Annotated in this window: 20 protein-coding genes; 11 read left to right on the top strand and 9 right to left on the bottom strand. The window is 41.2% G+C overall.

Features of this window, described 5'->3' with window-relative positions:
* Positions 1 to 218: 218 nt before the first annotated feature.
* From ABD930_RS19430 to ABD930_RS19400, 7 genes are all read left to right on the top strand, one after another.
* A complete protein-coding gene (locus ABD930_RS19430) occupies positions 219 to 983 on the top strand; it encodes a hypothetical protein (RefSeq protein WP_345234428.1) in 765 nt (254 codons plus the stop codon).
* A gap of 144 nt (positions 984 to 1127) precedes the next feature.
* Positions 1128 to 2087 carry a stage II sporulation protein M gene (locus tag ABD930_RS19425; protein ID WP_345234426.1) on the top strand — a complete coding sequence of 320 codons (960 nt, stop codon included), beginning with the start codon at positions 1128 to 1130 and terminating at the stop codon, positions 2085 to 2087.
* On the top strand, positions 2071 to 2982 hold the full coding sequence (locus ABD930_RS19420; protein WP_345234424.1) for a hypothetical protein: 912 nt from the start codon (positions 2071 to 2073) through the stop codon (positions 2980 to 2982). Before ABD930_RS19425 ends, ABD930_RS19420 begins: the two co-directional genes overlap by 17 nt.
* The gene (locus tag ABD930_RS19415; protein ID WP_345234422.1) at positions 2939 to 3733 is read left to right on the top strand and encodes a DUF4129 domain-containing protein; all 795 of its coding nucleotides are present in this window, start codon (positions 2939 to 2941) and stop codon (positions 3731 to 3733) included. The genes ABD930_RS19420 and ABD930_RS19415 overlap by 44 nt, the downstream gene beginning before the upstream one ends.
* A gap of 11 nt (positions 3734 to 3744) precedes the next feature.
* Positions 3745 to 4956 carry a DUF4350 domain-containing protein gene (locus ABD930_RS19410; RefSeq protein ID WP_345234420.1) on the top strand — a complete coding sequence of 404 codons (1212 nt, stop codon included), beginning with the start codon at positions 3745 to 3747 and terminating at the stop codon, positions 4954 to 4956.
* The gene (locus ABD930_RS19405) at positions 4920 to 5897 is read left to right on the top strand and encodes an AAA family ATPase (RefSeq protein WP_345234418.1); all 978 of its coding nucleotides are present in this window, start codon (positions 4920 to 4922) and stop codon (positions 5895 to 5897) included. Before ABD930_RS19410 ends, ABD930_RS19405 begins: the two co-directional genes overlap by 37 nt.
* Positions 5897 to 7243 (top strand): DUF58 domain-containing protein, encoded by a 1347-nt coding sequence (locus ABD930_RS19400; RefSeq protein WP_345234417.1) that lies wholly within the window; start codon positions 5897 to 5899, stop codon positions 7241 to 7243. The genes ABD930_RS19405 and ABD930_RS19400 overlap by 1 nt, the downstream gene beginning before the upstream one ends.
* A gap of 37 nt (positions 7244 to 7280) precedes the next feature.
* On the opposite strand, the gene ABD930_RS19395 is transcribed toward ABD930_RS19400, so the two are convergent.
* From ABD930_RS19395 to recJ, 3 genes are all read right to left on the bottom strand, one after another.
* Complete coding sequence (locus ABD930_RS19395) at positions 7281 to 8798, bottom strand: GH3 auxin-responsive promoter family protein (RefSeq protein WP_345234415.1); 1518 nt, start codon at positions 8796 to 8798, stop codon at positions 7281 to 7283.
* Between the two features lie 96 nt (positions 8799 to 8894).
* A complete protein-coding gene (lptB, locus tag ABD930_RS19390; RefSeq protein ID WP_345234413.1) occupies positions 8895 to 9635 on the bottom strand; it encodes an LPS export ABC transporter ATP-binding protein in 741 nt (246 codons plus the stop codon).
* A 118-nt stretch (positions 9636 to 9753) separates the two neighbouring features.
* Positions 9754 to 11457: a single-stranded-DNA-specific exonuclease RecJ gene (gene recJ, locus ABD930_RS19385; RefSeq protein WP_345234411.1), complete on the bottom strand. Its 1704-nt coding sequence runs from the start codon at positions 11455 to 11457 to the stop codon at positions 9754 to 9756.
* A gap of 155 nt (positions 11458 to 11612) precedes the next feature.
* Between recJ and ABD930_RS19380 the strand changes: the two genes are divergently transcribed.
* Positions 11613 to 12383, top strand: a complete 771-nt coding sequence (locus ABD930_RS19380) for an MBL fold metallo-hydrolase (RefSeq protein ID WP_345234409.1) — start codon at positions 11613 to 11615, stop codon at positions 12381 to 12383.
* Here ABD930_RS19380 and ABD930_RS19375 read toward each other — a convergent pair.
* Together ABD930_RS19375 and ABD930_RS19370 are read right to left on the bottom strand one after the other, a co-directional pair.
* Complete coding sequence (locus ABD930_RS19375) at positions 12380 to 13012, bottom strand: response regulator (RefSeq protein ID WP_345234407.1); 633 nt, start codon at positions 13010 to 13012, stop codon at positions 12380 to 12382. The genes ABD930_RS19380 and ABD930_RS19375 overlap by 4 nt on opposite strands.
* Positions 12984 to 13784: a sensor histidine kinase gene (locus tag ABD930_RS19370; RefSeq protein ID WP_345234405.1), complete on the bottom strand. Its 801-nt coding sequence runs from the start codon at positions 13782 to 13784 to the stop codon at positions 12984 to 12986. Before ABD930_RS19370 ends, ABD930_RS19375 begins: the two co-directional genes overlap by 29 nt.
* A 290-nt stretch (positions 13785 to 14074) precedes the next feature.
* Here ABD930_RS19370 and ABD930_RS19365 point away from each other — a divergent pair, with 290 nt between their 5' ends.
* Positions 14075 to 14548 (top strand): hypothetical protein, encoded by a 474-nt coding sequence (locus ABD930_RS19365; protein WP_345234403.1) that lies wholly within the window; start codon positions 14075 to 14077, stop codon positions 14546 to 14548.
* A 56-nt stretch (positions 14549 to 14604) separates the two neighbouring features.
* Here ABD930_RS19365 and uvrB read toward each other — a convergent pair whose 3' ends face one another.
* Positions 14605 to 16641 carry an excinuclease ABC subunit UvrB gene (uvrB, locus tag ABD930_RS19360; RefSeq protein ID WP_345234402.1) on the bottom strand — a complete coding sequence of 679 codons (2037 nt, stop codon included), beginning with the start codon at positions 16639 to 16641 and terminating at the stop codon, positions 14605 to 14607.
* A gap of 260 nt (positions 16642 to 16901) precedes the next feature.
* Between uvrB and upp the strand changes: the two genes are divergently transcribed.
* The gene (upp, locus tag ABD930_RS19355; protein ID WP_345234399.1) at positions 16902 to 17546 is read left to right on the top strand and encodes a uracil phosphoribosyltransferase; all 645 of its coding nucleotides are present in this window, start codon (positions 16902 to 16904) and stop codon (positions 17544 to 17546) included.
* Positions 17547 to 17622: 76 nt separating this feature from the next.
* Positions 17623 to 18324, top strand: coding sequence for a YjjG family noncanonical pyrimidine nucleotidase (locus ABD930_RS19350; protein WP_345234397.1), 702 nt, complete (start codon positions 17623 to 17625; stop codon positions 18322 to 18324).
* Here the strand turns inward: ABD930_RS19350 and ABD930_RS19345 are convergent.
* The 3 genes from ABD930_RS19345 to ABD930_RS19335 all read right to left on the bottom strand — a co-directional run bounded on the left by ABD930_RS19345 (position 18298) and on the right by ABD930_RS19335 (position 21541).
* Positions 18298 to 19179 carry an ROK family protein gene (locus ABD930_RS19345; RefSeq protein WP_345234395.1) on the bottom strand — a complete coding sequence of 294 codons (882 nt, stop codon included), beginning with the start codon at positions 19177 to 19179 and terminating at the stop codon, positions 18298 to 18300. The genes ABD930_RS19350 and ABD930_RS19345 overlap by 27 nt on opposite strands.
* 218 nt (positions 19180 to 19397) lie before the next feature.
* Positions 19398 to 20657, bottom strand: coding sequence for a glycoside hydrolase family 88 protein (locus ABD930_RS19340; RefSeq protein ID WP_345234393.1), 1260 nt, complete (start codon positions 20655 to 20657; stop codon positions 19398 to 19400).
* A 119-nt stretch (positions 20658 to 20776) separates the two neighbouring features.
* Complete coding sequence (locus tag ABD930_RS19335; RefSeq protein ID WP_345234497.1) at positions 20777 to 21541, bottom strand: SDR family oxidoreductase; 765 nt, start codon at positions 21539 to 21541, stop codon at positions 20777 to 20779.
* Between the last annotated feature and the right edge of the window lie 6 nt (positions 21542 to 21547).

Below are 21547 nucleotides of genomic sequence, written 5' to 3'. Positions count from 1 at the left end.
TTTTCATTTTTCCGAAAACCATTGTTTTCGGGGATATTTATTTAATAGATATTGCCGTAGTTTTGATCGATTCATTCGAGAATTTTTAACGATGAGTATTCCTGTAACGCTTATCCAATTCTTTCCGCTGCACTTTTCCGCTAGTTAGGAAAAGTGCAGCGGAAATGAATTTAACGGAAAGAATATATCATCAGAAATAACGTTATAAACTGCCACAAATGGGATTATTTAATTTTAAGAAGAAGCCTACTGAAAAAGGTACAGACAGATCCGTAACCACAGCAAAAGAGGGATATTATGGTGATCTGGAAAAGACAGCGGTATTGGCAACTTTATTCGAGGTTGATCGGGCGGCCCGTGATGAAGCGTGGAACAATGAATTTAGCACCAATGTTAGCGACGCCAGCTTTGCTTGCGGTGAACCCCAGATCATTCAGGGACCAGATGGATTCCCGTATTTCCAATTACAGATACCTACACCAAATAAGCCCTTTCAATGTTATGTTGTGCGACACATCGTCTCCGATTTTATTCTGAACAGGGGAATAGGTATCGTCATCAACGCGCAGAAGGCGCAGCCCGATTGGGTATTTACCTATGGAGATCTTGTGAATTTTGCGGTAAGAGGCGAATTTTATACCACCTCGTCTCCTGTTCAACTTCCGAAAGAGGAAGTCATCCAACGGCAAGAAAAGGTGCTCATGGGTCAACCATCTGAAGCGTTTTTACCTGGGCCAGCACGACTTATTATCCGTCAATTTCTCGAAAAACAGGGTATTCGGGATACTAAAATTGCCTTGATGACACGGCAGTATGGCGATGACGTATTACAGGAACTGGTTACTAACTTAACACCCAAAAAAGTAGGACAGGAGCGCTTTGAGGCCTTGCAGTCACATCTAAAATGGTTCCTTCCCCGTCACTATGCCATGGTTGCTACGGATGAGGATGGTTCTCTAAAAAACAATTTTAACCCCTTATAACTATGATGGAAGGGTTTACATTTAAATACCACACAGGCAAGGGTAGCGTGTTTTTAGGTAAACTTCCAGATAGTCATTTATTTTATTATTTTTATTGCTCCTTCATAAAGGGAAATGAATAACTCATCCAATTAATTTAAAGGCATGCGAGAAGCATTATTTGTTAAACAGAACAATAACAAATGGGAAACCTACGAAAAAGTACCGGCTACGCATCCGGACGAGTTGGCTGAACGCTTTATTGAAATTACGGATGACTTAGCCTATGCCAAAACGTTCTATCCTAAATCTAAGACTACGGCGTACCTCAACGGACTTGCGGCGCGGCTGCATCAATCCCTATATCTTAACAAAAAGGAAAAACTGAGTCGATTCTCCACCTTCTGGAAAACAGAATTGCCCCTTATCTTTTACCAATACCGCAATCAATTACTATATGCTTTTCTATTTTTTACTTTCTTCGCTATTGTCGGCGCATTTTCTGCTGCCAAAGACGAATCGTTTGTCCGCCTAATTTTAGGCGATAACTATGTAGACATGACCAATGCCAATATTGATAAGGGCGATCCGTTCGGCGTATACAAAGAAATGAATCCGTTTATGATGTTCTTAATGATTGCTTTGAATAATATTAAAGTCTCTTGTATTGCTTTTGTGATGGGCATATTTTGTTCTGTTGGAACGGTAGTCGTGCTGCTGTACAATGGCGTTATGCTGGGTTCTTTCCAATATTACTTTTTTAGTAAGGGGCTGGGGATGGCCTCCGTCTTGGTGATCTGGATCCACGGCACCCTTGAAATTTCGGCCATCGTTCTTTCAGGAACAGCAGGTTTGATACTGGGTAATGGGCTTTTATTTCCCAAAACCTATAGCAGGCTCCTTTCATTTAAGCGGGGGGCAAAAGACGGCCTCAAGATTATCGTTGGTCTAGTCCCTATTTTTATTTTAGCCGCTATCTTAGAATCTTTTGTCACACGCCATACGGAAATGCCTACCTGGCTCAGTGTTTTTATTCTGATTGCGTCATTATTGTTTATCCTTTGGTATGTACTCATCTATCCTTATAAACTATATAAAACCTCCCAATATGAACAAAATAAATGAGGAAAAAATTGAATTTAGAAAAGTAAGGGATTTCAGTGAGACCATTAACGATTGCTTCACCTTTATCAAGCAGAACTTTAAAGCATTGTTAACACCATTGATCTACATCTGTGGCTTTTTTATTTTAGCGTCAATAGCATCGAATGTCTTGCAGCAGCTAAAAATGGTTAAGTTTATTGGTTTGGTAAAAACAGCCGGACAGGATAACACGTACGCCTCCGAATTTGCCACTTACTCTTTTGGCGTGGAATACTTTTTAGTTATTCTCTTTACCATGTTAAGCGTTAGTGCCATCTCACTGGTAATCAATTGCTTTATTAAGCTCTATAAGGAAAACGGCAATACAGCACCGCGTGTTGAACAGGTTTGGGAGCTTTTTAAACGTCACATTGTCGAATTTTTTATTGCTTCTATCCTTTTCGGAATTTTGGTACTTCTGGCTATCTTTTTTTGTTTGATTCCAGGGGTTTATCTCTTTCCCTTAACTTCTATTGCACTCCCTGTTATGGTTTTCGAAAACAAGGGGATGGTAACCGCTTTTTCGAGAAGCTCGGCTCTAATCAAAGACAATTGGTGGCGCACCTTTGGACTTATTCTAGTCGCTATTATTATTACCTACTGCTGTGCTGGAATTCTTGGTATTCCATCTGCTTTAATGAGTTTAGGGGCTGTATTCTTGCAAAACTCACCCAAACTAACCTTAGTTGGAAGTATTTTTAGTTCGATCTTAAGCGGCTTGGCGCAGTTATTTTATATTTTACCGGCAATTGTTTGTGCCCTCTGGTATTTTAGTTTAAGTGAAGAAAAAGAGGGGGGTGGATTATTGGAACGCATTGATAATTTTGGGAACCATGATGGTCCTTCTACAAATGAATGGCCTAAAGAGGAATACTAATATTGGTTTGGCTATGCGTATTGCGCTTATTATCCTTTTCTTTATTTTCGGTACGCTTCCGGGATCTGCACAAACTGCTTCAGACGAGAAGGGAAAAACGGTAAAAAAGCCCCTTACTGTCCAAAGCGACTCTTCTATGGTTGATCTTCGAAGTATTTCGAAAGAATCGCTGGCGGTTTATAAGCATGATCCGACTTTCAATTATGAGGAAAACATTGTACCAATAGGTTGGTGGCAACAGCTGAAACATTGGTTCTATCAATTATTACAGCGTATTTTTGCCAGCAAAGGCTCAGCTATCGCCCTAAAATGGCTACTCATATTTGCGGGTGTTTTTGCTTTACTATTACTCATATACAAACTTTCAGGCATGGATTTGATGCATATCTTCAGAAAGTCCAAAACACTGGGAGATCCAACTGCTTTCGAGAACGAGGAAAATATCCATATCATCAATTTTGAAGAAGAACTTAAGCAAGCAATACAAGCGGGAAATTTTCGCTTGGCCGTACGCCTACTTTATTTGCAGAGCTTAAAGGGCCTAACCGATCGACAATTGATTGACTGGCAACCGGGCAAAACAAATCACGCTTATCTGCAGGAGCTCCATGAAACGCCCCTCAAAAAGAATTTCGCACAATTGACCGGACAGTTTGAATACATTTGGTATGGTGGCTTCCCTATTCAAAAACAGGATTTCGGGCATATCCATGACGATTTTACTTCCTTTTACCAACAAATACGCAATTAATAAACACGGCTATGAAAGATTTAAAGCTATACCTCATCATTGCCTGTTCGCTTCTAGCCGTTTATTTATTGGTGGAATACAACAAACCACAACCAATCAATTGGACACCAACCTACGATAAAGCAGATAAGATACCTTTTGGCACCTATGTACTTTACCATGAATTACCACAACTCTTCCAAAAAGGTATCAAACCTAGCAGACAATCCATTTACGAAACGTTAACACATGCCGGTAGGGCAAGCGTATTGATTATTTCGCCAAATGTCAATATATCTGCTACCGACTTTGATCAAATGAAAACCTTTTTAAATCAAGGTCATGATGTATTTATCGCAGCGAAGGGATATAATTACGCTTTCTTAGATTCGCTTAAATTAGCGATACAACTCAACGCCGTTCTTATTGCTAAAGACAGTTTACGCTTTCATTTTGTCAACCCCTCACTCCACCCAGAGAAGGAATACCGATTTAAGCGAGGGCTTGGCGCTACTTATTTCAGTAAATTTGATACCTTGCGAACTACCGTCCTAGCTAAGAACAACAAGGATCAAGCCCTATTTATCCGTTACACCTTTGGGAAAGGCCATCTATACCTCACTGCTTCACCTGATTTTTTTAGTAATTATGCGCTTTTAAGTCCAGATGGAGCCGAATTTGCTGCACAGGCTTTAGCGTACCTGCCGACAAAAAAGACCCTTATTTTTGACCAGTATCAAGCGCTTGGAGCCTATGGTGATCGATCTTTTTTCCGCGTTATATTTAGTAATCCACCACTAAAGTGGGCTTATTATCTCCTATTGGCCAGTTTAGTCCTTTTTGTCATATACAATAGCAAGCGTAGGCAACGGATTATTCCTGTAGAGGACCCGATGAAAAACACCAGCGTAGACTTCGCGAAGGTGGTAGGAGGCGTCTATTACCAACAACGGGATAATAAAGATATTGTCCATAAGAAAGTCATTTATTTACTTCATTTTATCAGAAACCATTATCGACTAAAAACCAGCGAATTGGATGCAGAGTTTAGAGAAAGCCTAATTAACCGATCAGGGGTAGAAGAAGAAATTATCGATAAGCTTTTAAAGGAAATCAATGCTATTAATCGTGGAAAATATTTAAGCGACCAGGAATTAATGGCATTAAATGAAAACATAGAACAATTTTACGAACAATCTGGAATAGTATGGAACAAGAATTTTTCGAGCAGCGCACCGATTTAAGCGGACTTAATGAAGCTGTTGAACAGATTAGATCGAACATAGGCCGCATAGTCATTGGACAGCATAATCTAATCGAGCTATTGATTGCCAGCATCTTAGCTAACGGACATGTATTAATAGAGGGTGTTCCCGGGGTCGCTAAGACGCTTACCGCAAAGCTGCTGGCGAAATGTGTCGATGCGCAGTTCAGCCGGATACAATTTACGCCAGATTTAATGCCTTCTGACGTTTTGGGAACATCCATTTTTCATCCGCAACAAGGCATATTTGAGTACAAAAAGGGACCGGTTTTCGGCAATATTGTGCTTGTCGATGAAATCAACCGGGCACCAGCAAAAACACAAGCGGCTTTATTTGAAGTAATGGAAGAGCGTCAAGTAACGATGGATGGCGTAACCTACCCCATGGAAGAACCTTTTATCGTACTGGCCACACAAAATCCGGTTGAACAAGAAGGCACCTACCGACTGCCTGAAGCACAACTTGATCGCTTTTTATTCAAAATTGAAGTGGGCTATCCTTCCCTTGTCGAAGAAACCCAATTACTCACGCTGCATCATCGCCTGAGTACCGATGAAAAACTACTGGATGCTAAACCAGTATTAAATATACAGCAAATCCAGCAGTTTAGAAATACCGTTAAAAATCTACATGTTGAGGAAAAGCTGCTGGAGTTTGTGGCGAAGATTGTATATCAAACACGCAATAATAAAGCGCTTTTTCTAGGGGGGTCTCCACGGGCTTCTTTGGCTATCATCAATAGCGCCAAAGCAATTGCCGCTATAAGCAATCGGGATTTTGTGACCCCTGAGGATATTATTAAAGTTGCTCCTCCGGTATTACGACACCGCATAATGCTTACCCCCGAAAAGGAAATGGAAGGCATTACTCCAGACGATATTATCCGTCAACTGATTAAGAATATTGAGGTACCGAGGTAATGCGTTTTTTTCGTTTGTTCTATACCGATCTCTTTTTAGGTAGCAGGTTCTTTATCGCTTTAGGAACCACTGCTTCCTTGTTTTTATTAAGCTATTTTTTCCCTTGGTTAGGATTTATTCCAACCATTGTAGCGATAAGTGTAGTCCTATTGTTTTTCACTGATATCCTTTTATTATTTGCCTCCCCAAAAGGAAAAGTGGAAAGTTCCCGCATTTGTCCTTCTAAATTGAGCAATAGCGATGAAAATGATATTGTTTTAATCCTACAAAACCACTATCCATTTCCGGTAAAACTAGGCATCATTGATGAGATCCCCCATCAATTCCAGCGTCGTGACGTTTGGTTTTCGTTGGCGTTAGGGCCAAAAGAAAAGAAAACCTTGACCTACACATTACGACCAGTAAAACGGGGAGTCTATGCTTTTGGGAAAATCCGAAATTATGTACAATCACCCATCAGTTTTGTAGAACGCCGATTTAATCAGGAAGCAGCGGTAGATGTACCAGTCTACCCTTCATTTTTACAAATGCGACGCTATGAAGTGATGGCTATTTCTAATCGTTTAACCGATTATGGATTAAAAAAAATCCGCAGGTTAGGACATAGTATGGAATTTGAGCAGATCAAAACTTATGTTCCTGGAGATGATTACCGCACTTTAAACTGGAAGGCTACTGCCAGACACGGTAATCTGATGGTCAATGCCTATGTTGATGAGCGTTCCCAACATATTTATTGTGTTCTAGATAAATCGCGTACCATGAAGATGCCTTTTAATGGTTTAAGTTTATTAGACTACGCCATTAATGCCTCCTTAGTTCTTTCCAATATTGCTTTAAAGAAAGAAGATAAAGCCGGTTTGATTACCGTTTCCGAGCAAATTGGTCGTATTGTTCCTGCAGATAGGCGACCTACACAGCTCCATTACATCATGGAGACCCTCTATAAAGAGAAAACCCGGTATTTGGAAACCAATATGGAAGCCTTGTATAGCGCTATCAGGCATACCTTAAGGCAACGCAGCTTGGTTATTCTATTTAGCAATTTTGAAAGCATATCTGCCTTAAACAGACAGCTTCCCTATCTAAAAAAGATCGCCCAATTTCATTTGCTGGTGGTTATTTTCTTTGAAAACACCGAACTCACCGCACTAAGCTTAGATAAAGCACATGATATTGAGGGTATCTATCTAAAAACCATCGCCGAAAAGTTTGTTTACGAAAAACAGCTCATTGTGCGAGAACTGGCAAGACATGGTATCCAATCGGTACTCACACCTCCAGAACATCTGACTGTGAATACCATTAATAAATACTTGGAGATTAAAGCGAAGGGACGGATTTAGGAGTTGTGCGTATTACGCGCAACTGGCAACGCATAACTTACAACTTAAGCAAAGGCAACACGCTATCCAGATAAGTCCGGTCGTTCGCTAATCGAGGGACTTTATTTTGTCCACCCAGCTTGCCTCTGCTTTTCATCCATTGATAAAAAATTCCAGGGGGAGCGATATGAATAATCGGTTCTTTTAATGCCAAATTCCGAAATCGTTTTGCATCGTAATCCGAATTGAGTTCGCGGAGTTTCTCGTCTAGCACCTGCTTAAATCTCGGAATATCGTTCGGCTCCCGTTCAAATTCAATAATCCATTCATGGGCTCCTGCTTCATTCCCATTAAAATAAACCGGACCAGCAGTGTAATCCTTAACAAGCGCATCCGTTAAGCGGCAAGCCTCTTCTAAACCGCTATCTGCATTATCAACGATTAACTCTTCGCCAAAAGCATTAATATATTGTTTCGTCCGTCCAGTAATTTGGATGCGATACGGATTGAGTGTTGTAAATTTAATGGTATCACCAATCATATACCGCCATAATCCCGCATTGGTAGAGATAATGAGGGCATACTGTTTATGCAGTTCTACCTGATCTAAGCTGAGGGTTTTGGGATGCTCGTCATGCAACTGTTCTACCGGAAGAAATTCATAATAAACACCGTAATCGAGCATCAGCAAGAGGTCATCTGCATCTAAACGATCCTGAATACCAAAATACCCCTCAGAAGCATTATAATTTTCCAGGTAATACATATTATCAGAAGGAATCAGTTTCTTAAATTGTTCTTTATATGGTTTGAAACTAACTCCACCATGTAGATAAAGTTCTAGGTTTGGCCAAACTTCCAGCAGATGATCTTTTTTGGTAATCTCTAATACACGCTTTGCTAACACCACATTCCACGTAGGTACACCCGATAGATTCGTTACATTTTCCTGAATAACCAAATGAGCTACACGCTCAATTTTTTCTTCAAAGTTGGGATTAAGAGTAGTCTCTAGATCTGGGATGCGGTACATTTCAGCCCAAAATGGCAAATTACGGATCAAAATAGCCGAAAGATCGCCCGAAATAGACTCGCCATTACCTTCTTGGTTGATTTTGTGGCTGCCGCCTAACACCACGCCTTTACCCGTAAACACCTTTGCATCCGGTTTATTGTGGCAATAAATGGTCAATAAATCTTTTCCGCCTTGAAAGTGGCAATCTTCTAAGGCTTCCTCACTAACGGGAATAAATTTGCTCCGATCAGCCGTTGTACCTGATGATTTGGCAAACCATTTAATATCAGAGGGCCAAAGCAAATTTTGCTCGCCGGCAATCATCCGGTCAATATAGGGTTTTAAGCTGTTGTAATCTTGAATGGGTATCCGTTCTTTAAATGTATCGATGGTATCAATCGATTCATAGCCATACTTCCTCCCCCATACTGTTGCCTGCGCCGTAGTAATGAGGCTGTGAAACCACTCCTCTTGAACTTCATGCGGATATTTCATGAAAAGCTCGATTTGGTGGATCCGCTTTTTCATGATCCAGTTGATGATTGAATTTACAATTGCCATTTTTGATTCAGTCCCCTATCACGGTTTCAGGACGAAACTACTAAAAATTATTGATTGTTTTTTTAGTTGTGTGTTGGAACTGTAACTCGCAACTGTTCACTCAACCAGTTTCTTCCTTCGCAGTTCAAAGTGTCTTCCCAAATAATAAGTACGGGCCATTTCATTGACTGCAATCTCTTCCGGTGTACCTGTTAGCATGATCTTTCCCTCTGTTAATAAATAGGCACGATCTGTTATAGAAAGCGTTTCCTGCACGTTATGATCGGTAATCAAAATGCCAATATTCCGATGTTTCAGTTTATGAACAATGGTCTGTATTTCTTCCACGGCAATGGGGTCTACACCAGCAAAAGGTTCATCCAATAAAATAAAATGTGGACTTGCCGCTAAGGCACGCGCTATTTCTGTACGTCGCCGCTCACCCCCTGAAAGTAGATCGCCTCTGTTCTTACGGACTCGGTTTAAGCTGAATTCATTAATGAGCTCCTCTAACTTCTGTTGCCTCACCTCTTTATCCGAATGGTGAATCTCCAGCACCGCCATGATATTATCCTCTACCGATAGCTTTCGGAAAACTGATGCTTCCTGAGCCAAATAACCAATCCCTTTTTGCGCACGTCTATACATCGGATCTTCGGTAATTTCCTCATCTTCCAGATAAACATGTCCTTCATTAGGCTTAATTAGCCCGACAATCATATAAAACGACGTCGTTTTTCCTGCCCCATTCGGCCCAAGTAGACCAACAATTTCTCCCTGCTCTACGTGAAAGGACACATCGTTCACGACAGTCCGTTGTTTATATTTTTTAACAAGGTGTTCTGCTTTTAGTATCATGCTATTTCGTTGTTCGTTATTAGTTGTTCGTTATTAGTTGTTCGTTATTAGTTGTCCGTTATTAGTTGTACGTGTTCTGTTTGATATTTACTAATAACCAATAACTAAAAACTAATAACTAACTCATCAATCTAATCCCTTTTATATTCAGCTGAATAGCGCGTCTTTCCCGCCATACATTTTCTTCTATGGTAAAACAAGCATTGAAAGGTAAGCCCCGGTTAAGCTGCGGCAAATATTCACCTAAGCCAAAACCTATGCTATCAAAAACCGGAGCATCTTCCTGTGTAACAAACATTTTCAAGTGATTAACCCCTACCAAATTGGCCATTCCCTTAACATATAAGTTTTTAGCCAAAAATACGGGGGCGTTATTTTCGGGTCCAAAAGGTGCAAACTGATGCAATATCCGAAAGAATTTTGGTGTAATGTCGGCCAAGTTCAGTTGGGCATCGATCTGAATTTCAGGCTCTAATAATTCCGGACGAATACGCTGTGCAACAACTTCTTCGAAGCGTAACTGTAAAGCGGAAATATTTTCTGCTTTCATGGTTAAGCCAGCAGCATATTTATGCCCCCCGAACTGTTCCAGTAAATCGCTGCATGCCAACAAGGCCTCGTATAAATCAAAGCCCGCAACCGATCGCGCTGATCCAGCTACATAATCGTTCGATTTGGTCAATACAATGGTAGGCCTATAGTATTTTTCAGTCAGTCGTGAGGCCACAATGCCAATCACCCCTTTGTGCCAGTCTTCCTGATAAACAACAGTTGTTTTTTTCTTTACCAGTTGTTCACTTTCTTGAATTAGCGAAAGCGCTTCCGCTGTTATTTTGGCATCAAAATCTTTTCGCTGCATATTTTGTACATCAACCAATGCACAACAATTTTTAGCTTCCTCTGCACTTTTTGCCAAGAGTAATTTCACCGCATCCTTTGCATGCTCTATTCTCCCTGCGGCATTAATCCGCGGCCCGATCTGAAAAATCACATCGGTTAAATTTAGCTCACCAACCTTAGATGAAAGATTGATCAATGCCTGTAGACCAAAACATGGATTATTATTTAATTTTTTGAGCCCAAAATGCGCCAACACCCTATTTTCACCCGTAACCGGTACAATATCGGATGCAATACTCACCGCCACTAGATCTAGGTACTGGTGAGCTTCGGCATCGTCTAGATGATTGGTTTTCGTGAAGGCCTGAATAATTTTAAATGCTATACCGCATCCAGACAATTCTTTATAAGGATAGGCGCAATCTTTCCGCTTGGGATCGAGCACTGCAATAGCGTCTGGTAATTGCTCACTCGGCGTATGATGATCGCCTATGATAAAATCTATTCCCTTTGCTTTAGCATAGGCCACTTTATCAATGGATTTAATACCGCAATCCAGTGCAATGATTAACGAATATTGATGCGCTTTAGCATAATCTATCCCCTGAAAGGAGATACCGTACCCTTCCTTATAACGATCAGGAATGTAATAGCCAATATGATTATAGAATCGTTTTAAAAAACTGTAAAGCACTGCCACAGCTGTTGTACCATCTACATCATAATCCCCATAGATTAAGATATGCTCCTTCATGCCAATGGCCTTTTCAATGCGGCGGATAGCCACATCCATATCTTTCATGAGAAAAGGATTGTGCAAATGGGATAAGCTTGGCCTAAAGAATCTCCGTGCCTCTTCAAAATCATGTACACCACGTTGAACCAATAAGCTGGCCAATACTTCATTGATGTTAAGTGCCTTGGCCAATGAAATGACCGAATTATGGTTTACCGGATTCTGCTCTACCCACCTTTTTTGCATACCTTTGTTCGAATTCAATGGGTAAATATACAGTATCAAGACATAAGACACAAGTAGCGAGATACCTTGTTTTCAGTTGTGAGTTGCGCATGCTTATGGCATACGGCTTATGGCCTATAGCTTTTTACTTTTGAATTTTTAATTTTACTTTATACATGCAAGCATTCTCTTTATACGAAGGTTCTTATTCAGTAGACAGTAGTAAAAAATTCATTCCTTTCGATCCCGCAAAAGATGATAAAAAGGATCGGAAGGGTTCCTTGTTTATTCACATACACCCCTTTTTAATCAAAACTGCTAAAGATTTGGTTTTATTGGATACTGGCTTGGGTTATACCAATTCAGCAGGAGAATTTATTTTGCATCAAAACATAAAAAAAGCAGGTTTTAATCCCAGCGACGTAAATTTGGTATTGCTTTCCCACCTCCATCAAGATCATGCCAGTGGCATGGTACTGGAAAAAGACGGAAAGCTTCAATTGGCTTTTCCCCAAGCAGAATATATTGTAGCACGTGGTGAATGGGAAAATGCCTATAGTAGCACCTCCAATTCGTATAAAACAGCGGTATTTGACGTCCTTCAGCGCAGCGGCAACCTGCATTTAGTTGAAGGAGATGGCCATATCAATAACGAAATCCGTTATGAACACAGTGGTGGGCACACAGCGTTTCATCAAGTTTTTCATATAACAGAAGGTGATGAGCATTATTTTTTTGGAGGTGATGAACTTCCCGAACCCGAACAGCTCCTACATAAGTTTGCGGCTAAATACGATTATGACGGTAAAAAGGCTATGCACCTACGGGAAGAATATGGCAATCAAGCAGCGGCAGAGGGATGGATATGTTTATTTTACCATTCTACCAAGGCTCCTTTTGGAAAGGTTTCTAAAGTTGACGACACTTTCAAGGTAACTGCTCCCTAAATCAGTTCATACTGGGTAGCTATTCGAATCAATGCTGCCGCATTGGATACATCAAATTTTTGCATAAGGTTTCGTCTGTGGGTTTCTACGGTATGCGGACTAATAAACAAGCTATCCCCAATTTCAGCAGTTGTTTTCCCCGCAGCAATACAACGAAGGACTTCCTGCTCCCTGCGGGTGAGTTTAGGCAAATGCAATGGATCTTCTAGGGCAGCCTCTACTAAAGCTTTTTGTACTTCTGGACTAAAAAAGGTATTCCCATTATAAACGACGGTAGTAATAGCCTCTATAATCTCATCAGCTCCAGCATTTTTCAGGATATATCCTGAAGCACCGTTCTGCAGCATTTTGGTAATCATACTACGTTCGTTATAATTACTGATGGCGATAACATGTGTATCGGGATAACTCGACCGGATTTCCTTACAAAGGTCTATACCACTTATATCGGGCAGATTAATATCCAACAAAATAACATCAACAGCATCCTGTTTTAGAAAGGCTAAGGTACTTTGACCATCTATACAGCACGCTTTAACCAGGACCGATGCATGATCGACCAGCAGTGCCTTCATCCCTTCCAATACGATGGGATGATCATCAACAATAAGTAAGGATATCTGTTGCATCCGATTGGAGATTAAATTCAATGGTAATCGTCGTTCCTACCTTAGGTTCCGATTGGATATCGAGTTGCCCGTTCAAATAAGCAACCCGGTTTTTTATCGTATAAAAACCTGTTCCTTTTTTATCTGCTTCTTTTTCTACATCAAAACCCTTTCCATCATCCTCTACCGTCAAGTAAATCTTATCGTCATTTTGCATACACTGAACCAATATATATTGCGCATGCGCATGTTTAACCGCATTGTTGATCAGTTCCTGTAAAATACGGTAAAGGGTAATCTGTTGCTGCTTATCAATGTCCGGAGAAAAATCATAGGTCTGCAAGACAATATTGATGCCCTGGTGCTCCAGATCTTCACAAAAGTCGCGCAGAGCTGCCACTAGACCGAAGCGCAGCAGCGTTTCAGGCATCATATTTCGGGCAATTCTACGTAGTTCATTAACGGCAGTATCTAGTTTTACTAAAGCGGTCTGTCGTTGATGGAGCAATTCAGGAGTTAGAGGGCTATTAGGGTTTTTAGACAGTAAGAGTTTAATATTTGCTAACAGACCTCCCAGACGGTCGTGTAAATCAATTGCCAAGCGTTTCCGTTCCCGTTCCTGTCCTTGTACCATAGCCTGAAAATAATGCATCTGTTCTTCTTGCCTCTGCTGCTGATGCTGTGTTATACGCAACTTTCTCTCCTGTTCTGCCATACGTTGCTTATGGTAATAAATACCATATCCAAGGCTAAATACCAGCAACACAAAAGTCGAAAAGATAAAAACTCCCATTGCAAAATCCTATTTCTCCTACCTATCTCTCCTAAAAAGAAGCGATCTCTGCTATTGATGAATTAAATATTCACCTTCATATTGTCCACGAACTAATGAAACAGTTCGTCATTTAACTTCTTCCTATATCGGATTAAACAAATTTATTCATTCTTTAAAGTAAAAAGCAATGAGTTTTATAATATAGTGGAAAACCGCTAGAAAAATTTCCCCCGAAAGGGGGATGATTAACTGAAAATAAATTTTTACTTTTGCTGCAACGATTATTAAACAAAATTAACAATCAAGAAATGAAACGTTCTATCCTTGTTTTAGCATTAGCCGTTCTTTTGGTAAGCACGGCTTTCCAGAAGGCATCTGCCCAAAGCGGAGCGCCTTACAACAATGCCTTTGGCCTATTTCTGGACTTAGGTAACGGCGGTACTTATGTTGGCCCGCACGTTAAACATTTTTTCTCAGCAAATGATGCCGGTCAAGCGATGGTGCTGTTTGGAAATAGCATAACGATCGTCGGCGTAGAGTATTCTTACAACAAGGCAATTCCCAATGCGGGTGGTTTATTATGGAATATCGGTGTTGGCCCTCAAGCTTATTTTGGGGATGGCGAAACAGATTTCGGGCTTCGTCCTCAGGCCGGATTAGAATTTAAGGTTCCTCAGGCTCCAATTGCAGTAGGCTTTGATTGGAGACCATCTTGGATCTTAACCCATGGAAGCAACTTTGAAGCAGGCCGGTTTGGCTTGACGTTTAAATACTGTTTTTAATAGGTTAAAAGGTATAAGGCGTAGGGTATAAGCTTTATACCTTACCTCCTTCTACCTTACTCCTTCCCATACTTTTCTTTCATCGTTTTTTCCAGCGCAAACATTTCATCCCTTAACTTAGCCGCTTGTAGAAAATCCATATCTTTTGCTGCTCTCTCCATCGCCCTCCTGGCGGTATCAATGGCCTGCTGCAGTTGACCTTTACTCATATACTGTACTACCGGATCAGCTGCCACACTACTAGCTGGATCAGGGTCAACATAAGCTTTAGCGGCTCCCCCTTTAAAATCAGCAACAGACGTTTGTTCCATAATAGCCTCGCGCGACTTTCCAACTGTCTTGGGCACAATGCCATGTTCTTCATTGTAGTGCATTTGTTTTTCCCTTCTTCGGTTGGTTTCATCAATCGTTGCACGCATACTATCGGTAATGCCATCGGCATACATAATTACCCGTCCTTTATCATTTCTCGCTGCCCTACCAATGGTTTGAATTAGGGAAGTTTGCGACCGTAAAAATCCCTCTTTGTCGGCATCTAAGATGGCCACGAGTGTCACTTCGGGCAAATCAAGCCCTTCCCGAAGTAAGTTGATACCGACTAACACGTCGAATTCGCCTAAACGCAATCCTCTTAGGATTTCTACACGCTCTAAGGTTTTTATTTCAGAATGGATATAACGCACTCGGATACCCAAACGTGTCATATATTTGGTTAATTCTTCCGACATCCGTTTAGTCAGGGTGGTCACTAGCACCCGTCCGCCTTCTTTCGTAACCTTGTCTACTTCATCCAGTAAATCATCGACCTGATTAATCACCGGCCGAATTTCAATGGTCGGGTCCAACAATCCAGTTGGTCGGATAACTTGTTCCACCACAACACCTTCTGTTTGCTGCAACTCATAATCACCTGGTGTAGCACTCACATAAATCGTTTGCGGAGCCAATGATTCAAACTCCTGAAAGTTAAGTGGCCTGTTATCTAATGCTGCCGGTAAACGGAAACCATATTCTACCAAGGATATTTTACGAGAACGGTCACCGCCATACATCGCCCGTATTTGGGGTACGGTAACATGACTTTCATCAATCACCATCAAGTAATCATCTGGAAAGTAATCTAACAAACAGAACGGACGCATACCCGGTTGGCGACCATCGAAAAAGCGTGAATAGTTTTCGATTCCACTACAATAACCCAACTCCCGCATCATTTCCAAATCATAATTGACCCTCTCTTCCAAACGCTTTGCTTCCAGCATTCGCCCATCATGCACCAGCTGCTCTTTTCGCTGAATCAGTTCATCTTGGATAGCAAAAATAGACTGCGTGAACTTCTCTTTAGGGGTAACGAAGAGGTTTGCCGGGAATAAAGCCAAGGTTTCCATCTTCTCCAAAGTCTTTCCCGAAACCGGATCGATGATGCTCAGCTCTTCAATTTCATCACCGAAGAAAGTAATACGATAGGCGTCATCCATATACGCTGGAAATACATCCACCGTATCGCCTTTAACCCTAAAAGTGCCGCGTTTAAAGTCTGCTGTGGTACGAGCATATAAAATTTCAACCAACCGGTGTAGAAAAGCATTACGACTGATAGCAGTCCCTACACCGAAGCGAAAAATAGATCGGGAGAAGTCTTCCGGATTTCCCATACCATAGATACAGGAAATGGATGATACCACGACAATATCTCGTCTGCCAGACATCAAGGCCGATGTCGTGCGCAAACGTAACTTCTCAATCTCATCATTGATTTGTAAATCCTTTTCAATATAGGTATTAGAGCTCGCGATATAGGCTTCCGGCTGATAATAATCATAATAGGACACAAAATAGTTTATCGCATTTTCAGGAAAAAATTGTTTCATCTCTCCGTATAGCTGCGCCGCTAATGTCTTATTATGGCTTAAAATCAAGGTAGGACGTTGGGTTTGCTCAATGACGTTGGCAATGGTAAACGTTTTACCTGAGCCGGTTACTCCTAATAATGTTTGGTAATGCTCGCCAGCCACCACCCCTTCCACCAATTGTCGGATAGCCTCTGGTTGATCGCCAGTTGGTACATATGCGGATGATAATTTAAATTTCATTGTTGTTCCTTTCTTTTGGCTATAGGTTATCTAGCTCCGTTACCGTTATATCGAATGTAGCCCTTTCTCGAAGGGGAAGGCCGAGAAGACAACAGCTCCAGCAAAGATATTTTACCGTTCTTCCTAAACAATTTGATTGCCAAAATAGTTAGTGCTATACAAACTTAATTTGGCAACACGTATTGGTAGATGAGCAATCGCCAACGAAGATAAGCAAAGATATCACCAAATACCAAGTAATTGTACGAAATACGATAAACATGGCCTTTATTCTAAGCAAAATCAACAGCATCGCCAACCATTTCCTAGCGGAGATGCGCAGTATCGAATGGCAGCAAGATCGCCTGCGTTTTCGGCGAAACATGGAACGCCTAGGAGAAATTTTTGCTTATGAAATCAGCAAAAACCTATCCTATCAAACAAAGGAAGTGGACACTCCTTTAGGTATCTCAGAGACTCAATTGCTGGAAGAGCAACCGGTGCTCATGACAATTGTTCGCGCAGGTATACCGTTACATCAAGGTCTATTGAATTTTTTTGATCGTGCCGATTGTGGATTCATCGGCGCTTATCGGAAGACGAGGAAAAACAATCAATTGGAGATTGAAAAAAAATACGTAACCTCTCCTGATCTCGACCATAAAATTGTGATCATGGTTGATCCCATGTTAGCCACCGGAGCGAGCATGGTGCTATCTTGTAAGGAGCTTATGGCATCTTTTGCCATCAAAGAGTTGCATATTGTCTCGGCCATTGCCAGTGAAGAGGGTATTGTACATGTAAGAGCCAATCTACCAAAAGCCAAACTCTGGATAGGAGCGATTGACAGTGAGCTCACTAGCAAGGCTTACATTGTCCCCGGCTTAGGTGACGCCGGAGATTTGGCTTATGGGGAGAAAGTTTAAAGAAGTTGTGTGTTATGCGTTACGAGTTATGCGCTCACAACTGGCAACTCACAACTAAAATCTTTATCTTTACCTCATGCAATATACCCATAAAAAGCATTTATTTTTTGATTTGGACCATACCCTATGGGATTTTGATAAGAATGCAGAAGAGACGTTAAATGAGCTTTTCATTCAATATAAATTTGTTGATTTAGGCATTCATTCTTTTGACCAGTTTATCAACTGTTATACGAAGAATAACCAACGGGTATGGGCACTGTACCATAATGGAAAAATAGATAAAGACGAGCTTCGGCGAGCGCGCTTTGCAGATACATTTAACGAATTAGGTATTTCTCCAGACCGTTTTCCAACGGATTTTGAAGCCGATTACCTGCGTTTATGTCCGCATAAAACAAATCTATTTCCAGAAACCCACGAGACGCTTACATATTTAAAAGAAAAATATGTGTTGCATTTAATCTCCAATGGGTTTAAAGATGCCGCGGAGATTAAAGTTGCAAAAACTAACATAAAACACTATTTCTCCCAGATTATCATTTCAGAAAATGTGGGCGTCCATAAGCCTCATCCCGCGATTTACCACTTCTCTTTAAACGCTGCGGGAGCTAACAAAGAAGAAAGCATCATGATAGGTGACAGCATAGAGGCCGATATTCGTGGTGCCCACTCCTTCGGCATGGATGCCATTTATTTTAATCCAAAGGGATTGCCAGAACCCGATGACGTAACGTTTAGCATTAAAGCGCTAGCTGAACTGCGGACATTGTTTTAACGCGTCTGCTGCACCAAAAATAGCGGCTCTTTCTCCTAAATCAGCAATGGCAATGGGAAGCGCTGCTGATCGGTCATGTAGTAACTGTTGAGTATGTGCTAAAAAAAGCGCATGGGCCTTAGCAATGTTTCCTCCTAAGATCAAGCCCTCCGGATTTTTGGGCAATAGGTGATCAAAAATAAATTCGCCTAGGGTTTCTCCGAATTCCCGGAAAACATCCGTAGCAACGGTATCAGTAGAAACCAATTCGCCAATTGCCTTGACGCTATCTATGGTGTTTCCGCTTCGCGAGCAGTAGGTGTTTTTTATCCAACGTCCAGAAAGATAGTCTTCTGCAATACCCCCTCGAAAAGGGGTACTCCATAAATTGGCGTCTATGGCATGGCCGTTTAGGAAAAATGCACTCCCTAAGCCAGTGCCTAGTGTAAGGCCAACAGCCTTTTTAAAGGTTGTTCCGGCTCCTGCAAACATCTCTCCCTGCAGAAAACTTGCCGCATCATTAATGAATTTGATGCTTGCCGACTCTATTTCCAATTCCTTTGCCAATAGCTGTTTGACATTTACCCCATAAAGGGCCTCGTATTTATTCTGGCCCTTCATTAAACTGATTCCCTCTTCGTAATTAAACGGGCCCGGAATAGCAATTCCTATAGCTGCTTTTTGCAAGTCGCCCTTTGCTAAAGAAGATCGAATACAACTAGCCCATGAGCTTATAATTGCGGAAATAGCATCATGGGAATTTACGGTTTGTCGGTTAAATGTGCTTTCTATAAGCGTTTTATCTACTAAATTAATTAAAGCCGTTGAAATGTGGGAGCCACCTATATCACAACCTACAACTATTGTATTATTCATTAATATGCTTATAATTTTCTTTGTCAGTTCTATTACTGCTTGTGCCAATTGCTAACCCACTGTTTCAAAAAAATGGGGTAGAGGGATTAATATCAGGGCAAATATAATTAAAGCGTTTTAGCAAAAAAACAAACTTTGCATATTATCGCGATTTTTTCGGTAAAAATAATCTATTCTTAACGGCTAAAAAGTCTCATACGTCATACGGAAAACATCCATTATGGATATCTAACAGCGGCATTAGTTCCTTTTTCTCCCAACAATAAGGCCTTATAACGTTTCAAAGCCTGAATATAATAAAAATCCGCATAAGGTAAAGGCACATCCACCTCGGCCATAACGGGAATATAACCTGCTCCATGCATCAATACAAAACCTCCTTCGGCTCCCAAAAGCGCGGTATAAGCAGGAGAGGCAAGCGTTTCCAACATTGTTTCCCCCGTTTTAAAATAGCTTTTAGCGTTATGTTGACTATAACCGCTTAACTCCAGCAAGGCAGCTGCCATAATGGCCCCTGCGGAAGCATCGTGATAGGTATTCGGAATATCAGGGGCATTAAAATCCCAATATGGAATCTTATCTTTGGGTAAATTTGGATGATTTACTATAAAATCAGCGATATGTTCGGCCCGTTTCAAGTATTCCGGATGCTGCGTCTCCCGATATAAAACGGTAAAACCGTACAAGGCCCAAGCTTCTCCCCTAGACCAAGTAGACTCATCACTATAGCCCTGTCCGTTACGCTTGTTCTTTAGTTTTCCTGTCTTCGTATCAAACGTAACAATTTGGCAACTGCTATAATCGGGTCTAATATGGTTTTTCCAAATAGTCTCGGCTTCATTGATGGCAACTTTATAGTAGCTGGAATCACCTGTCGCATGACTGGCCCAAAATAGCAATTCCAAATTCATCAAATGATCAATAACCACTACAAATTCTTTATCATTTTGCCGCGTATCCCAAGAACGTATTGCTTTTACTTTGGAACTGTAACGCTTCATCAGCGTCTTTGCGCTCGCCAACAATGTTTTTTGATAGGTTAGTTGGGGGTCAATTTTCATCGCTGTGCCAAAACTGTTGTAGATAATAGCTCCTAGATCAGCCGATTGCTTGTTGGATTGCTGCTTTTCCAATAGTTTCATTGCTCGTCTAGCCTCTTTCAGCAAAACGGAATCTTTCGTCTCTTCATACAAGTACCACAAAGTACCTGGATAAAAACCACTCGTCCACCAATCGGGTTTACTGGTTTCCAGGTAATTGCTTTTTTTAACAAAAGTCTTTGGTAACTTATCCTTTGGAAGATCCTCCATCATCAGTTTATACTGTGATGCGGCATGTTTAAATCGTTGATCGATGGTAGCAGTTAAAGAATACGCATTTTGGGTTTTTGATGCAATGGGTTTATGGGTACTACAGGCGACTGCTATGAGCAGTAAAAGCATAAGCGATATGGACTTAGCCGTTAAATTTTTGATCATTAAATAGTATACCGTTATCGATTGAAGATTAACACGAACAGAAAAGGTGCATCTATTAGCTATTGCCCAACAGATAGCACCGTATTCTATAACGTTATTCTTACCTTTTTGTTGTACGCTTAGCGCCCCATCCAGCCCCCATCAACGGTTAAGATCGTACCATGAACGTAATTTGCTGCATCCGAAGCCAAGAAGACCACAGGACCTTTAAAATCATTCGGCTCGCCCCATCTTCCCGCAGGTATACGCGACAGAATAGCCTGGCTTCGCTCCTCATCCGATCTTAGTGCCGATGTATTATCGGTTGCAATATACCCCGGTGCTAGGGCATTTACATTAACTCCGAGTCCCGCCCATTCATTAGCGAACGCTTTGGTTAGTTGTCCTACGGCTCCTTTTGAGGCCGCATAGCCCGGCACATTGATTCCGCCTTGAAACGTAAGTAACGATGCCGTAAAGATAACCTTCCCCTTACCACGAACGATCATATCTTTTCCAAACTCCCGAGTAATAATAAATTGAGCCGTTTGATTGATGGCGATAATTTCGTCCCAATATTCATCCGGATGTTCTGCTGCTGGCTTCCGTAAAATATTACCCGCATTATTAACTAAAATATCCAGGGTTGAGTGCTGCGACTTTACCTCTCGGATAAATTGATACAACGCTTCACGCTGACTAAAATCGCATTGATACGCATAAAACTTCCTACCTAAAGCCGTTACTTCCTGTGATACTTCGCTACCTTCAAGTTCTAGGGAAGCAGAAACACCTATAATATCTGCGCCTGCTTCCGCTAACGCAACGGCCATCGCTTTGCCGATGCCTCTTTTACAACCAGACACTAAAGCTAGTTTCCCGCTAAGATTAAATTTGTTCAGTATAGTCAT

The sequence above is a fragment of the Olivibacter ginsenosidimutans genome, assembly GCF_039542865.1.
Lineage (GTDB): Bacteria > Bacteroidota > Bacteroidia > Sphingobacteriales > Sphingobacteriaceae > Olivibacter > Olivibacter ginsenosidimutans.
The sequence above is the reverse complement of the archived record's forward strand: the minus strand, read 5'-3'. Positions and strand labels throughout refer to the sequence as shown.

Excerpts from the sequence above, each read along its gene's own strand:
- ABD930_RS19430 (WP_345234428.1), top strand. The coding sequence starts at position 219 with ATGGGATTATTTAATTTTAAGAAGAAGCCTACTGAAAAAGGTACAGAC.
- ABD930_RS19425 (WP_345234426.1), top strand. The coding sequence starts at position 1,128 with ATGCGAGAAGCATTATTTGTTAAACAGAACAATAACAAATGGGAAACC.
- ABD930_RS19420 (WP_345234424.1), top strand. The coding sequence starts at position 2,071 with ATGAACAAAATAAATGAGGAAAAAATTGAATTTAGAAAAGTAAGGGAT.
- ABD930_RS19415 (WP_345234422.1), top strand. The coding sequence starts at position 2,939 with ATGATGGTCCTTCTACAAATGAATGGCCTAAAGAGGAATACTAATATT.
- ABD930_RS19410 (WP_345234420.1), top strand. The coding sequence starts at position 3,745 with ATGAAAGATTTAAAGCTATACCTCATCATTGCCTGTTCGCTTCTAGCC.
- ABD930_RS19405 (WP_345234418.1), top strand. The coding sequence starts at position 4,920 with ATGGAACAAGAATTTTTCGAGCAGCGCACCGATTTAAGCGGACTTAAT.
- ABD930_RS19400 (WP_345234417.1), top strand. The coding sequence starts at position 5,897 with ATGCGTTTTTTTCGTTTGTTCTATACCGATCTCTTTTTAGGTAGCAGG.
- ABD930_RS19395 (WP_345234415.1), bottom strand. The coding sequence starts at position 8,798 with ATGGCAATTGTAAATTCAATCATCAACTGGATCATGAAAAAGCGGATC.
- lptB (WP_345234413.1), bottom strand. The coding sequence starts at position 9,635 with ATGATACTAAAAGCAGAACACCTTGTTAAAAAATATAAACAACGGACT.
- recJ (WP_345234411.1), bottom strand. The coding sequence starts at position 11,457 with ATGCAAAAAAGGTGGGTAGAGCAGAATCCGGTAAACCATAATTCGGTC.
- ABD930_RS19380 (WP_345234409.1), top strand. The coding sequence starts at position 11,613 with ATGCAAGCATTCTCTTTATACGAAGGTTCTTATTCAGTAGACAGTAGT.
- ABD930_RS19375 (WP_345234407.1), bottom strand. The coding sequence starts at position 13,012 with ATGCAACAGATATCCTTACTTATTGTTGATGATCATCCCATCGTATTG.
- ABD930_RS19370 (WP_345234405.1), bottom strand. The coding sequence starts at position 13,784 with ATGGGAGTTTTTATCTTTTCGACTTTTGTGTTGCTGGTATTTAGCCTT.
- ABD930_RS19365 (WP_345234403.1), top strand. The coding sequence starts at position 14,075 with ATGAAACGTTCTATCCTTGTTTTAGCATTAGCCGTTCTTTTGGTAAGC.
- uvrB (WP_345234402.1), bottom strand. The coding sequence starts at position 16,641 with ATGAAATTTAAATTATCATCCGCATATGTACCAACTGGCGATCAACCA.
- upp (WP_345234399.1), top strand. The coding sequence starts at position 16,902 with ATGGCCTTTATTCTAAGCAAAATCAACAGCATCGCCAACCATTTCCTA.
- ABD930_RS19350 (WP_345234397.1), top strand. The coding sequence starts at position 17,623 with ATGCAATATACCCATAAAAAGCATTTATTTTTTGATTTGGACCATACC.
- ABD930_RS19345 (WP_345234395.1), bottom strand. The coding sequence starts at position 19,179 with ATGAATAATACAATAGTTGTAGGTTGTGATATAGGTGGCTCCCACATT.
- ABD930_RS19340 (WP_345234393.1), bottom strand. The coding sequence starts at position 20,657 with ATGATCAAAAATTTAACGGCTAAGTCCATATCGCTTATGCTTTTACTG.